We start from the raw sequence: 13,340 nt of genomic DNA, 5'->3' as shown, positions 1-13,340 counted from the left end.
ATCTGGAAACATTTTTTTGGGAAAAGACGACCGCGTCATGTGGTCATGAAAATGAAGCGCCTGCGCGAAATTCGCCTGCGAAGACAACTTCTTATATGAATAAATTGACCAGATGTTGGTTAACAGCGACTTAAGTGTGACTTATGAATACTTATAGTGAAGCGCCATCATCAGGCCTTCCAACGGGAATGTGATCCTTGCGTGGCGCCGCAGCCTCTCGGGCTGATGCGCAGACGCGCCACTAATCCTTGTTAGTATTTCTAACCTACGGAGAAGATTTCGGCCGATTGTTGCAGCGTTGATCCTCGAATAGCCTGAGACCAGAATTGGTATCAGTCAAAAGAGGGAACGATGTCGAAACGGCAGGACAAGATCAAGCTCGGGACCTTTGTTTACACGTTCGGCTTCCATGCAGCCGCATGGCGGCACCCGGCAAGCAAGGTAACGGCAGCAACCGACTTCAGCCACATGTTGAATGTGGCCAGAATTTCTGAAGCTGCCAAATTCGATTTCATGTTCCTCGCCGATTCCGCTGCGGCTGCCGTTGGTGACCCCGACGCCCTGGCGCGCAGCCCGACCAAGCAGAACCGGTTCGAACCGCTTTCTCTCATCTCGGCGCTTTCGGTGATGACGGAACGACTGGGTTTGGTCTCGACGGTATCGACGAGCTATTACGAACCCTTCAATGTCGCCCGGATTTTCGCGTCTATCGATCAGCTGAGCCGGGGACGCGCCTGCTGGAATGTCGTCACCTCCGATCATGACGAGACCGGCTACAACTTCAATCGTCAGGGTCTCGATCCTCACGCCGTCCGTTACGAGCGCGCGCAGGAATTCATCGACGTAGTGTTCGGCCTATGGGACAGCTTTGAACGCGACGCCTTGCTGCTCGATCGCGAAAGCGGCGTTTATTATGACAAGGACAAGCACCATACCCTCAATCATGTCGGCAAGCATTTTCAGGTGCGCGGCCCCCTCAACATTGCGCCTTCCGAGCAGGGGCGGCCCGTTATCGCTCAGGCCGGCGGCTCCGAGGCCGGAATGAACCTTGCTGCACGGACGTCTGAAATCGTCTTCAGCCTGGCATCCAACATCGAGAGCAACAGGGCTTTCTACCAGAACGTCAAAGGACGTATGCCGGCATTCGGTCGCGATCCCAACGATCTCAAGGTCATGCCGGGAATTGTCGTCAATGTCGGGGAGACCGAGGCCGAGGCGAAGGCAAAAGTCGATTTTCTCATCGACAGCCTGCATCCGGACGTGGGTCGGTTGATGCTTTCGGAGTTCCTCGAAGCCGACCTTCGTGGCGTTCCACTCGATCAACCATTTCCGATGGACCGGCTGCCCGCCGAGCCGAAAGGCTCGCGCAAGATGTTTGACCAGCTCGTCGAGTTCGTCAAACAAGGACAGACAGTGGGACAATTGATCCGCCACTACGCAGAACGCCACACCGGAAACGGAATAACCGGGACACCAAAACAGATCGCAGACTACATGGAAGAGTGGTTCGAAACCCGTGCCGCCGACGGTTTTATTCTTATGTTCCCGACACTTCCCGCAAGCCTGGAAGATTTCGTCCGCCTTGTCTTGCCGGAGTTGCGGCGGCGCGGACTGTTTCGTGAGGAATATGAAGGATCGACGCTGCGCGAGAACCTGGGGCTTTCGATGCCTGCCAACCGTTACACGGCCGCCAAAGGCGATAAAGAGCGCATCTGAAGGAGCCAATCATGGTGGACCAGATGAAAATGCAGGTGCCGTCTCCGGGCGCTGACCTCTTCAAATCCTCCATGCGGAATCTGGCGGGTGCCGTTTGCGTCATCACGACAGGCACGGGTGAAACACGAACCGGCTTCACCGCAACATCCGTCACAGCACTTTCTGCGGATGGCCCGACTGTGATGGTCGCACTCAATCGTGGATCCTCGTCCTGGGAAATCGTCGAGAAAGCCAGACGGTTTTGCGTCAACGTCGTCGCTGAAGGTCAGGAAAACGTCGCCCACTCATTCTCGGGTTTTAATGGCCTTAAGGGTGCCAGCCGCTACGATGGCGCCGTCTGGCACACGATGGGGTCAGGCGGCCTTGCGCTGGATGGCGCTCTGGCAAGTCTGGACTGCGAACTCGAAGACGCGATCATCCATCGATCCCATGTGATCCTGATCGGCCTCGTCCGGTCGATAAGGACACATGACGATGCCAGGCCACTTCTGTACTGGCGCGGAGAATATCAACACATCAGAAGGTGATATCCCGAGCGGTAGGCCCTTAGTCACGCACTGCGGTTCGGGGACGATGCGACAGACTGCTTTTTCGCGATCCCCATCACCCACATGTGAAATTCTCTTCCGTAGGGCTTATCGAAAACGGAACGATCCCATGCCAGATAGTAGCTCTCGGGAAGCGGAAGGCGGATGTCGAAAGGAACAACAAGTGTACCGGCCTGCAACTCGTCCTCGATCATCGAGACCTGAGCCAGCACGAAGCCGTGTCCGTTGACCGCAGCGTCGATTGCGTTGCTCGACAACGCGAAAAACAGGCTCGAGAGTTTTTCATTCACGGTCGCGCCAACCAGCTGCGCCCACTCGCTCCATTGTGGCGGACGGCTGTAATGGGCTTCCCACTCGATATTGAGCAAAGGGAATTTGAGAAGGTCGGCGGCCGCCGATAATGTCCGTCCCCCGAGCAAACGCGGCGAACATGCGGGAACCACCCAATCCGTATAAAGCGGCACGAAATGCGCGTGCACCTCTGCCCGCTTTCCATAGGTTATGCGAAAATCGCTCTGGCCGCCCGACAGGCTGGGTTCGTCATCCTTGCCGATGATACGGACATTGGCTTCCGGATAGAGAGCCTGCCACTCGAAGATCTTGCGGCCGATCCACTTGTTCACCACCGAGCTGAGCGCAGTCAGCACGATGCCGGTCTGGCTCCGCGCCCGTTCGAGAACATCGACGGAATGATTGAGCTGGCTGAAGCCTTTGGCGACTTCCTTGTGAAGAAGAACACCCCACGACGTCAGTTCCACACGGCGTCCGATACGTTCGAGGAGCGTAACGCCGAGATGGTTCTCAAGCTTGCGCACCTGTTGGCTGATGGCACTGGGTGTTACGCCCAGTTCTTTGGCAGCCGTGCTCATCGTGCCGCACCTTCCTACGGCTTCGAAAGCTTGCAGGGCATGGAGTGGGGGCATAGCCAATAGAGTATCTCCAGTTCTGCTTTTTGTTAAGTTTTTCTAAACAAAAACGCAACGAAAATCCGCTTGTCCCGCATCGCAACAAGGAAAATACTGATCCGATTAAAGCGAGAACGGGGGAAGAAAATGTTTCTCAAGAATGCTTGGTACGTCGCCACCTGGGATCACGAAATCGGACGAGACCTGACACCCGTAACGATGCTCGGCGAAAATATCGTCCTTTATCGTCTTCAGAATGGCAAGCTTGCAGCGCTCGAAGATGCCTGTCCCCATCGCAAGCTCCCCTTGTCCATGGGGCGTATCAAGGGCGACGACGTCGAATGCGGCTATCACGGACTGACCTTCGACTGTTCCGGCGCCTGCACCCGCGTACCGGGTGCAGAGCGTATTCCACATGTGGCCTGCGTCCGCTCCTACCCGGTGGAGGAACGTTACGGGCTCGTCTGGGTCTGGATGGGTGAGGCCGCGAAAGCCGATCCCGCAGAGATTTTCCGTGTCGAACATTTCGGTGATCCGTCCTGGGGCGTCAATCGCGGCGAGTCGATGACGATCAACTGCAATTACCTCTACATGACGGACAATCTGCTGGACCCATCCCACGTCGCATGGGTGCATCAGAGCTCGTTCGCCAGTTCCGCCTGCGAAGAAACGCCATTGGAAACAACGGTGAAAAGCGATGGCGTCGTCGTCTGGCGCTGGATGCTGGATTCAGATCCAGCCCCCTTCTACGCACCGTTCCTGCAATTTGAGGGGAAATGCGATCGAAAACAGCATTACGAGGTTCGCTACCCCAGCAATGCCATCATCAAGGCCATCTTTGCACCATCAGGCTTCGGTGGCGAAGGCCGCGAATTGCCAGCCAATACGTTCTTGATGGACAGCTACAATTTCATGACGCCAGTCGATGAGAACCGCACGAAGTATTACTGGTTTCAGATGCGAAATTTCGCGCCCGACGACCCGGACGTTTCAGCGCGCTTCGCAACATCCGTACGCGGCGCATTCGAGGAAGACCGTGTCGTGCTGGAGGCGGTCCACCACGGGATCGCGAACAAGAAGACTCCAAACCTCGATCTGAAGATCGATGTCGGACCGCTGCGGTTCAGACGCAAGCTTTCACAGATGATCGATAGCGAGACCATGAATGTCGTCGCTGCCGCGGAGTAAGCGCCTGCGCCGGAATGACTAACGATATGGTCTTCGCCTGCTCAAATGGGTCAGGCGGAGATGGCAAAAAAATAATAACCGGGAACATAGCTGGTGATCGGCAAAAGCCGACGCCCGCCACAAATCGGGAGTATCCTTGATGCGCCACATCAGGCAGCCTGAGCTCTATTCAGTGGACTATAATGTGCTGCGGCAACGTTTTCTTTCCGCCGCGCGCCGGTCGAATGCTGCGTTGTTCGAATATAAGCATCCATTGCATGGCCCAGGTGGAGAGCACCTTTTCACGGATGTTGCATATCTGGGCGAACGCAACGCGTCAAAAAAACTCGTCATCTTGTCCGGCACGCACGGAGTTGAGGGGCAATTCGGATCGGCTAGCCAGGCTGAATGGCTTGCCGCAAATAACCCTTTACCGCTTCCTCCCGATACGGCTGTGGTGATGATCCATCTGATCAACCCGTGGGGAACAGCATGGAGCCGACGGGTCAACGAGGACAATGTCGATCTCAACCGAAACTTCGTTGACTGGAAGAGAGCCGTTCCACGAAACGAACGATACGCCCCACTCCATAATGCATTTGTCTGCGCCGAGTGGGATGGACCCGATCGTGACCGTGCCGATCAACTGCTGAGAGATGCCAAGGCCGCTTTAAATGGTCACGCCGGGATCGCCGCGATTATCGAAGCAGGCCAATACGACTTTCCAGACGGACTGTTTTATGGCGGCAACGGCCCGACATGGTCGAACCGCACCCTCAACGATATCTTGAGCACTTTCGTCAGTGGCGCGTCGAATGTCGTCGTCTTCGATCTTCACACCGGTGCAGGCCCTTACGGATATCCCGCACTGCTATCCGTGGCGGAAGAGGACCATGCCGGTCTAGAATGGGGCAGGAAAACCTATGGGCACGCACTCGCGGTCGTGATCACCGGCAAGGGCGCAACGACCGATACCGGCATTGCGGCAACGGCTACGGGCTACGTTTCAGCAGCGGTCTGCAAATCCTTGCCCGAGAGCCGCGTATTGCCGCTGGTAATCGAATGCGGAACCCTTGAAGGCTCGGTGGTGATGGACGCCGTGCAGGCGGATAACTGGCTGCATCTTTTCGGGAATATCGAATCTCCGCTTGGGCAGAAAATCAAGAAGACGCTGAGAACCGCGTTCATTCCTGACGATCCCGAATGGCAGCAGAACTGTCTTGGGACAAGCTTGCGATATTTCGACCGCGCGCTGACCGCACTTGCCTCGGTTACTCCCCCGGCTTCAAAGGGCGCGACCGCTCCGGCTTTGGTAAGCGACTGGCCACCTGCCGTGCCTCTCAATACCAAACGCCATGAACGGCCAGCCGTTGAAGTTCATGATCTCCACAAAAGCTTCGGCACGCACGAAGTCCTGTCGGGCGTAGGGCTGAGTGCCGATCCCGGTGAAGTCGTTTCGATGATCGGCTCGTCAGGGTCCGGCAAGAGCACGTTTTTGCGCTGCATAAACCTGCTCGAACAGCCCAGCAGTGGAACGATCGTCGTTGATGGCGAGGAAATACGAATGAAGGGCGGAGCGAATGGCCGTTCGCAGCCAGCAGACATGCGCCAGGTCGAAAGAATTCGCGCCCGCGTGGGAATGGTATTCCAGAACTTCAACCTCTGGCCCCACATGTCCGTGCTTGAGAACATCATCGAGGCTCCCGTCCATGTTCTTGGCGAGCGTCGCCAGGATGCAGTCGACCATGCCCATCAGTTGTTGAAGAAAGTGGGACTGTCGGAAAAGCATGCCCAATATCCCGGGCAGCTTTCCGGCGGCCAGCAGCAACGTGCGGCCATCGCAAGAACACTGGCCATGCGGCCAAAAGTCATCCTCTGTGACGAACCGACATCCGCTCTCGACCCCGAACTTGTGGGAGAGGTCCTGCGCGTGATCCGTCAGCTGGCAGAAGAGGGCAATACCATGATCCTCGTGACGCATGAAATGCAGTTTGCGCGCGAGGTATCTCACAAGATTCTCTTCTTACACAAAGGAAAGGTGGAGGAAGAGAGTACCCCGGCGGAATTGTTCACCAATCCGCGATCGGAACGCCTGCGTCAGTTTCTGTCGCGAACGTTATGACGTGATCCGCTGTGCCGGCGCTGTGTCCGGCAAATCAAACCTAACAAATAACCAAATAGGGGAATTCGCATATGAATCTGAAAGTCCTGTCACTCGCCCTGCTTCTTGCAGGCGTCAGCACGGCGCACGCTGCCGAAGGCGAATTGTCGATCGGCACCGAAGGTGCCTATCCACCATGGAGCATGGCCGATGCTGCCGGCAATGTAACCGGCTTCGACGCCGATGTCGGCAACCTGCTCTGCACGAAGCTCGCCGTGAAGTGCCGGTTCGTCGTGCAGGCCTTTGATGGCCTGATCCCTGCCCTCAAGGCGAAGCGCTTCGACGTCATCATCTCCGGGATGTCGATTACCCAGGATCGAAAAAAGGAAATCAATTTTTCGGTCGGATATGCTGAGCTGGCAAACATGTTCCTCGTTCCCAAGACGTCCGATCTCGCCGGCATCAAGGATATCGACACTTTGTTGAAAGGCTTGGACGGCAAGACGATCGGCGTTCAAACCGGCACGACGCACGCCCATTTCATCGAAAAGCGGGTGCCTAATGCCAATCTCAAAACCTACGACACGCTCGACAATATGCAGATCGATCTCGCAAGCGGCCGCGTTGAGGCAGCATTTGCAGACGCCTCTGCACTTCAGGATTTTCTCGCCAAGCCCGAAGGCAAGGACTTTCAGTTTGTCGACGTGAAAGTTCAGAGCAAATTCGATTCCACCCTCGGCGAAGGGATCGGCGTCGGTATTGCCAAGGAGAACACCGAGCTGAAGACGAAGATCGACAAGGCACTGTGCGAGCTCGTCGCGGATGGTTCGATCGGCAAAGCGAGCCAGAAGTGGTTCAAGATGGATATCTCCAGACCCTGCAACTAAGACGCCTGCCCCGCTCTTCCCAGAAGTGCGGGGCAACCACTCAATCGCAACCTGACAGGGTGCGCACGGTCGAAGACGCTGACGATGCCTGCTGCCAAAAAGGCAAGGGAGTGCGCAGCAAAACCAAGGCAAATCCAATGGAGTCTAGTCTGATCCTAGTTTGGCAGGGTGGTTGGATAAGAGCCATTCTGCAGGGGGCCGCAATAACGATTGCCGTCGGTACGGTCAGCATGCTTGTCGGTGCGTTGATCGGAACCTTGTGCGGGGTCATCAAGTGGGCGCGGATATTCCCGCTGACACTTGTGGTAGACGCCTATACCTCTCTCGTGCGGGGGGTGCCTGAACTGCTTATCATCTATCTGCTGTTCTTTTCTTCCGTGCAATTCGTGACACAGGTTGCCACAGCTTTCGGATATGCTGCCCTTGCGGACAGCGGATATGCCTTCATCATTGCCATCATTGCCATCGGTACGATTTCAGGCGCCTACTCGACCGAGGTTATCAGGGGAGCATTGGCTTCCATCCCGACGGGACACATAGAAGCTGCGCGCGCACTGGGGATTCCCGGGCGCCGCATCTTCAGGCGCATCATCATCCCGCAAATGCTACGCATTGCCATCCCCGGTATGAACAATGTCTGGCAGACAACCATCAAGGACACGGCACTGGTATCGGTTGTCGGGCTACAGGAACTGATGCGCGCCGCCTCGGTTGGCGCCGGTAGCACCCGCAATCCCCTGATTTTCTTTCTTATCGCAGCCGTCGTGTATTTCGCGATCACCATCATAAGCCAGGCTGGATTCGACAGGGTCGAACGCCTGGTGAGACTAAGGGCGAGGAAGTAACGCGATGGATATCGAATTCCTGAAAACATCGATGCCTTTCCTCTTGAAAGGGCTTTCCACAACGGCGACCATAACCGCGATATCTGTCGCGATCGGTTTCAATCTCGGCCTTGGTCTTGCGCTCATGCGGCTGTCCGAAAACCGTTTCCTTGCCGGGTTTGCAAAATATTACAGCATGGTCTTTCGCGGTACACCGCTGCTTGTACAGCTGTTCCTGTTTTACTACGGGCTTGGCCAAATTGGCTTTATCAAAGGCAATGCCATAACGTGGTGGGTGATTAGTGATGGTGCGCGCTGCGCGGTCATGGCGATGGCGCTCAACACAGCCGCCTATACATCGGAGATTCTGCGAGGCGGATTATTATCGGTTCCCGCGGGTCTCAAGGAAGCGGCCAAAGCCACGGGAATGTCACCATTTATGCGTTTCCGCCGGATCGAATTCCCGCTCGCCATTCGCCAGGCTCTGCCGGCTTACGGCAATGAGCTGATCCTCGTCGTCAAGGGTACGAGCCTTGCCTCGACAATCACGGTTCTCGAGATCACGGGATATGCAAAGCGCCTGATGAGCCAGACATTCGCGATTTTCGAGGTTTTCGCCCTCGCGGGTGCCATCTACCTCGTCATCAACCTCACCCTCGTCATGCTCGTCCGCATGCTTGAGGCACATCTGATGCGTCACGAAGCGCGCTGAAGGCCAGTAGTCTCGAACCTTACGACTGCCTGTCACGCGCATTGATGGACTATATCGCCGCCTGGACAGCCAAAAAAATGGCGTTCTGTCGAACTGAAACGTAGTCGCCTATATCGTGTCCGCGCCGCGCGCCTAAAGAGCGCGGCGTTGTCATGTCAGCCGGTGACTTTGCCGGGGTTAAGAGTGTATCCGCCATCGATTGCGGCCTTGATCTGCGTCATCAAGGCAAATTTTACCGGGTTCGCTGTCTCCCGCAACGCATGAATGCGTTTGGAGCCGATCCCATGTTCCGCCGAGAACGAACCACCCGATTGCGTCAAGTCGCGGTAGAGAACGGATTCGATGGCAGCAATCTTGGCGGTCGTCAGAGCTGTCCCGGCTGCATTGAGAACAATGTGAAGATTGCCATCGGCAATGTGGCCGAAGAGGTAGGGATCGAGGAGAGGATCGATTGACCGAAGCTCCGGTACGCAGCGAGCCACATATTCTCCGATCTGCGACAAGGGGACGGAGACATCAAAGGATGGCGCAGCCGGATATCTGCGATAGATAAGGTCCGTGTCCTCCCTCAGACGCCACAACTCTGCTTCCTGCGCCTTCGATGTTGCGACGACAGCGGACATGTTCGGATAGGTTTCATACAGCTCCTCGTAAATCCGGCCGAGCTCCATCTGAAGCTGTTCCTCGTCACCGCCGCCCAGAGACATGATGAGGTTGACAGGATAGTCAGGGGCATAATCTGGCGCCGACCAAAGGTGCTCGCCCGCCGTCAGGGAGAAAAACGAATTCCAGATCGCTTCCGCCGCACGCATGTGGCCATACCTCACGGTCAACCCCAGCCTGGTTGCCTCAAGAGCCGCTTCAACGGAGGTAAACCCAAAAAGTGCGGTGGCGGTTGCTGCGGGAACCGGCTCCAGCTTGATGGCAACCCTGGTCACTATACCAAGCGTACCCTCGGCCCCGATGAAGAGATGCTTCAGATCGTATCCTGCCGCGTTCTTCACCACGCGTGTCAGGTCGGAATATATCGAGCCATCAGGCAATACGACTTCCAGCCCGAGCACGCGATGTCGCATCACCCCATATCGAAAAGCAGAAATCCCGCCGGCATTGGTCGAGACCATTCCGCCAATCGTGGCAGAACCACGCGATGGCAAGTCGATGCCTGGCTCGAGACGATGCTCCGATGCGGCCGCCTGCAACGCTTGAAGCGTAACGCCCGCCTCCACAACGGCAACGCGCTCATCTGGATAGATTTCCACGATCCGGTTCAGCCGGGCGGTCGACACCACGATTTGACCGGGGACAGACACACCCCCGCCAACAAGCCCGGTTCGGCCACCCTGTGGTACAACCGATATACCATGGGCAACCGCAGTTTTTATGATCGACGCAACCTCGTGCGGAGATGAAGGGAAAGCAACCGCATCCGCACCGAAATTCGCAGGCGTTACGCCATAATCGAGATTGGCAACGGCATCACCGCGTTTCAGGTTCGACAGGCCGATAATCTGGTCGATTTCATTGAGAAACGCGGCGGACAAATCCCGTGTTGAGGCGGTATTGTGTTCGATCATGACGCGACTTTTGCCTCAGGAAGCTTATCTTTGAGTGAGCGTAACGCTTCGAGAAAACGGTCGTTTTCCGCAGGAAGCCCGACGGTCACACGAATGAAGCTGGCGAACTCCGGTTCTTTCCAGGGTTTGACGATGACGCCATGGGACAGGAAATGATCGAAAGCGATCGAACTGTCGCAACCAACATCGATGAAGAGAAAATTCGTCTGAGAGTCCGGAACGAAAAGATCAAGCGAGGCGATTGCCGCAGCCATGCGCCTGCGCTCCTTGATGACGCTTTCGACTGAAACCCGCATCCAGTTTTCGTCATCGAGCGCGGCAACTGCGGCCAATTGCGCGGCCGCATTGACGTTGAACGGTGTCTTTGCAGATGACATGGCCTGTGCCAGCCGCTCATCGGAAGCCACGGCATATCCGACGCGCAACCCAGCCAGCCCGTAGGCCTTCGAGAAGGTTCTGAGCACGACCCAGGAGATAGCGCTGTCAGCCAGTGTCTTAAGCCCATCTGGCGTATTCCCATCGCAGAATTCGAAATAGGCTTCGTCGAAAACAAGCAATGTCTCTTTCGGGACGGCTGCAATGAGGCCTGAGAGCTGATCCTGTCGCAACGCAGGGCCCACGGGATTGGAAGGCGAGGAGATGAAGAATATCGATGGCTTTTCGCGCAATGCGGTCGTCATCGCCTCAAGATCGAACCGAAGATCCTTCGTCATCGGTATCTTGATGATTTTCGCACCATTTGCTCTGGGCTCGATTTCGTGAAGGCCGAAACCAGGTATCATCGCGACCACGGTAGCATCGGGACGCAGGACCGCGCGACAAACGGCAGCAATCATCTCTTCCGAGCCGTTTCCAATGACAATCCGGTTTCCGGCAACGCCGAGCTTTCGACTAAGCGCATCACGCAAGATCACACAAGCAGGATCCGCATAGCGTGAAGGGTCGAGACTGGCCAGCGCAGCGGTTACCTTCGGAGAGCAACCATATGGATTCTCATTGCTGGCAAGGGCCGCAATATCGGTCAAACCCGTCTTGCTTCGCGCAACGGCGATATTCATTCCAGCATTATAAAGCGGGAGTTCAGCAACGTGCGGGTTGAGCCTGAGTGTATCGGCCATGGGTTGATCTCGCTGATTTGGATAAACGCTGGAATCTGGTTTCAGAGGTCGAGTACGACTGAACTCACGGGCTTGGAACAACAGAGGAGAATCTGCCCGGACGGCACGTCATCCAGCGGCTCTTCCACATATTCAACGTCGCCGGACACAAGGTTTTGGACACAGCTGCCGCAGACACCCGCGCGACAGGAGAATGCTGGCTCAATACCACGGCTCTCCAGAAAGCTCAGGATGGATTCCGAGGCTGAATCCCACTCGAATCTGGCATTTGACTTTCCAAGAACGATCTCGATGCCGGAGTACTCAGACTCTGACGCCACCGGAGCAACAGGGAGGCTGAGGTTTGCTTCCTTCTTCGGCTGCGATGGCGAAAGCAGGGAGGCAGGCCCGAAAAACTCGTAGGCAATCTTGCTTTTCTCCAAGCCGAGGGAGAGGAGCAGGTCATACATCGCCTGCATGAACGGCGGTGGTCCGCACATATAGACTTCGTAATCGTCCAGCGGCAGAAAGGACTGCAAGGTCTCTCGAGTGATGAAACCGGCGGAATGGAACAGCCCGGCCTTGGCATCCTCGTCGGTCGGAAAACGATAACAGTAATGAATATGGACGTTGCTGCGCTGTTTAGCGAGCACCCGTACTTCTTCACGCAGCGCATGGGTAGCAGCCCCGTCGCAGGCATGGACGAACCAGACGGGCCGATCGCTTTCCGCAACCAGGACCTTCAACATGGAAATCGTAGGTGTCAGCCCGACGCCACCGGACAAGAGAATAACCGGTCGCTGACTGGCCTTGTCGAGTTTGAAGGCACCACGCGGCCTGTCAATATGGATGACGGCACCCTCACCTACGGCGTCATGGAGCCAACACGAAACAAGACCATCGGCCATATCGGGCGTTAAAGCGGCCTCCCGTTTCACGGTAATACGATAGACCCCGATCTCATTTGGTCCTGACGAAACCGTGTAATTCCGGACAAGCGGTTCTTTGCCTTCGGGATGCGGTATCTGGATCGTCAGAAACTGGCCCGCCTCAAAAGTACACCAATCCGCAGGATCGACAGGCGTGAGGTAAAAAGAAGTGATCGTGGCACTCTCGCGCACCTTGCGCTTTACCTCGAACGGGCGAAAACGTGGATCCAGGCGGGTCGTCATGATTTGCTTGTCCTGATGATTGCAATATCCGGAAATCCGCAGATCGCCTCGAAAGCCCTCCCCGTGAGATCGCTCAAGGCCTGCTTCAACCTGCAGACGGTCAAAGGTTTTCGTGGGAGGCAGAACTTCCTCAAAAACTCGCTGGCAATTTGGTCTTCACCAATTTGCAGCCCCAAGGCCTCACCTCAATTTATCCCTCTGACAAATCTCATTATTTGCGCGTCAACAAAGAGAGACAATCCCGCCACAGATGGGTTTTTATTTAGAAAAGCTAAACTATGGGGATTTGAACCGGCGCGAGCAACTCTGGATTTGCGCCCTCGTTTTTAACGGGATACGCCAAGCAGAACGTGATCTTCATAACCAATCGTTAAATAGTTGCAGAGTGCTCCGCGAGCAGGATATAGGCCTAGGTGCACGCTATCAGAGCCCCACGGTGATATACCGCGAGCAATTCATTTGCGGTATCCAAGGCCCTAAACGCAAAGTGCCCTCCGGGATGGGAGGGCTTTGTTGTTGATAGTCTTGAAGATATTGGTTGCGGGGGCAGGATTTGAACCTGCGGCCTTCAGGTTATGAGCCTGACGAGCTACCGGGCTGCTCCACCCCGCGTTACCAGCGTAAATCCCTATGG

Annotated in this window: 11 protein-coding genes, 1 tRNA gene and 1 pseudogene; 8 read left to right on the top strand and 5 right to left on the bottom strand. The window is 56.0% G+C overall.

From position 1 onward, the window contains the following. The first annotated feature begins 351 nt into the window (after nt 1–351). Nucleotides 352–1,716 (top strand): LLM class flavin-dependent oxidoreductase, encoded by a 1,365-nt coding sequence (locus tag ACQZ45_RS08920; RefSeq protein ID WP_003514193.1) that lies wholly within the window; start codon nt 352–354, stop codon nt 1,714–1,716. Between the two features lie 11 nt (nt 1,717–1,727). Beyond that, nucleotides 1,728–2,243, top strand: a complete 516-nt coding sequence (locus ACQZ45_RS08915) for a flavin reductase family protein (RefSeq protein ID WP_003514195.1) — start codon at nt 1,728–1,730, stop codon at nt 2,241–2,243. A gap of 23 nt (nt 2,244–2,266) precedes the next feature. On the opposite strand, the gene ACQZ45_RS08910 is transcribed toward ACQZ45_RS08915, so the two are convergent. Further along, the gene (locus ACQZ45_RS08910; RefSeq protein WP_029658811.1) at nt 2,267–3,187 is read right to left on the bottom strand and encodes a LysR family transcriptional regulator; all 921 of its coding nucleotides are present in this window, start codon (nt 3,185–3,187) and stop codon (nt 2,267–2,269) included. 129 nt (nt 3,188–3,316) lie between these two features. Here ACQZ45_RS08910 and ACQZ45_RS08905 point away from each other — a divergent pair, with 129 nt between their 5' ends. From ACQZ45_RS08905 to ACQZ45_RS08880, 6 genes and pseudogenes are all read left to right on the top strand, one after another. Continuing rightward, a complete protein-coding gene (locus ACQZ45_RS08905; protein ID WP_003514199.1) occupies nt 3,317–4,357 on the top strand; it encodes an aromatic ring-hydroxylating dioxygenase subunit alpha in 1,041 nt (346 codons plus the stop codon). 139 nt (nt 4,358–4,496) lie between these two features. Continuing rightward, a complete protein-coding gene (locus ACQZ45_RS08900; protein ID WP_003514201.1) occupies nt 4,497–6,458 on the top strand; it encodes a DUF2817 domain-containing protein in 1,962 nt (653 codons plus the stop codon). A gap of 71 nt (nt 6,459–6,529) precedes the next feature. Then, nucleotides 6,530–7,324, top strand: coding sequence for a transporter substrate-binding domain-containing protein (locus ACQZ45_RS08895; RefSeq protein WP_003514202.1), 795 nt, complete (start codon nt 6,530–6,532; stop codon nt 7,322–7,324). 137 nt (nt 7,325–7,461) lie between these two features. Beyond that, entirely contained in the window at nt 7,462–8,169 is a 708-nt protein-coding gene (locus ACQZ45_RS08890) for an ABC transporter permease (RefSeq protein WP_035198759.1), read from the top strand. Between the two features lie 4 nt (nt 8,170–8,173). Next, the gene (locus ACQZ45_RS08885) at nt 8,174–8,860 is read left to right on the top strand and encodes an ABC transporter permease (RefSeq protein ID WP_113292339.1); all 687 of its coding nucleotides are present in this window, start codon (nt 8,174–8,176) and stop codon (nt 8,858–8,860) included. Next, a pseudogene (locus ACQZ45_RS08880) lies at nt 8,839–8,964 on the top strand (S-(hydroxymethyl)glutathione synthase); the annotation flags it as partial. The gene ACQZ45_RS08885 and the pseudogene ACQZ45_RS08880, both read left to right, overlap by 22 nt. A gap of 51 nt (nt 8,965–9,015) precedes the next feature. On the opposite strand, the gene ACQZ45_RS08875 reads toward ACQZ45_RS08880, so the two are convergent. The 4 genes from ACQZ45_RS08875 to ACQZ45_RS08860 all read right to left on the bottom strand — a co-directional run bounded on the left by ACQZ45_RS08875 (nt 9,016) and on the right by ACQZ45_RS08860 (nt 13,318). After that, the gene (locus ACQZ45_RS08875; RefSeq protein ID WP_113292338.1) at nt 9,016–10,437 is read right to left on the bottom strand and encodes an FAD-binding oxidoreductase; all 1,422 of its coding nucleotides are present in this window, start codon (nt 10,435–10,437) and stop codon (nt 9,016–9,018) included. After that, on the bottom strand, nt 10,434–11,555 hold the full coding sequence (hisC, locus tag ACQZ45_RS08870; RefSeq protein WP_113292337.1) for a histidinol-phosphate transaminase: 1,122 nt from the start codon (nt 11,553–11,555) through the stop codon (nt 10,434–10,436). Before hisC ends, ACQZ45_RS08875 begins: the two co-directional genes overlap by 4 nt. Nucleotides 11,556–11,596: 41 nt before the next feature. Beyond that, entirely contained in the window at nt 11,597–12,706 is a 1,110-nt protein-coding gene (locus ACQZ45_RS08865) for a 2Fe-2S iron-sulfur cluster-binding protein (RefSeq protein WP_113292336.1), read from the bottom strand. A gap of 535 nt (nt 12,707–13,241) precedes the next feature. Beyond that, nucleotides 13,242–13,318 (bottom strand) — tRNA-Met (locus ACQZ45_RS08860). Nucleotides 13,319–13,340 lie beyond the last annotated feature (22 nt).

It is taken from the genome of Agrobacterium sp. 16-2014-1-2a, assembly GCF_053522705.1.
Note: the sequence above shows the minus strand (reverse complement) of the source record. Positions and strands in the feature narration are given on the sequence as shown.

What these genes read in the sequence shown, in the direction of transcription:
- ACQZ45_RS08920 (WP_003514193.1), top strand. Translation starts at nt 352, where the DNA reads ATGTCGAAACGGCAGGACAAGATCAAGCTCGGGACCTTTGTTTACACG.
- ACQZ45_RS08915 (WP_003514195.1), top strand. Translation starts at nt 1,728, where the DNA reads ATGGTGGACCAGATGAAAATGCAGGTGCCGTCTCCGGGCGCTGACCTC.
- ACQZ45_RS08910 (WP_029658811.1), bottom strand. Translation starts at nt 3,187, where the DNA reads ATGCCCCCACTCCATGCCCTGCAAGCTTTCGAAGCCGTAGGAAGGTGC.
- ACQZ45_RS08905 (WP_003514199.1), top strand. Translation starts at nt 3,317, where the DNA reads ATGTTTCTCAAGAATGCTTGGTACGTCGCCACCTGGGATCACGAAATC.
- ACQZ45_RS08900 (WP_003514201.1), top strand. Translation starts at nt 4,497, where the DNA reads ATGCGCCACATCAGGCAGCCTGAGCTCTATTCAGTGGACTATAATGTG.
- ACQZ45_RS08895 (WP_003514202.1), top strand. Translation starts at nt 6,530, where the DNA reads ATGAATCTGAAAGTCCTGTCACTCGCCCTGCTTCTTGCAGGCGTCAGC.
- ACQZ45_RS08890 (WP_035198759.1), top strand. Translation starts at nt 7,462, where the DNA reads ATGGAGTCTAGTCTGATCCTAGTTTGGCAGGGTGGTTGGATAAGAGCC.
- ACQZ45_RS08885 (WP_113292339.1), top strand. Translation starts at nt 8,174, where the DNA reads ATGGATATCGAATTCCTGAAAACATCGATGCCTTTCCTCTTGAAAGGG.
- ACQZ45_RS08875 (WP_113292338.1), bottom strand. Translation starts at nt 10,437, where the DNA reads ATGATCGAACACAATACCGCCTCAACACGGGATTTGTCCGCCGCGTTT.
- hisC (WP_113292337.1), bottom strand. Translation starts at nt 11,555, where the DNA reads ATGGCCGATACACTCAGGCTCAACCCGCACGTTGCTGAACTCCCGCTT.
- ACQZ45_RS08865 (WP_113292336.1), bottom strand. Translation starts at nt 12,706, where the DNA reads ATGACGACCCGCCTGGATCCACGTTTTCGCCCGTTCGAGGTAAAGCGC.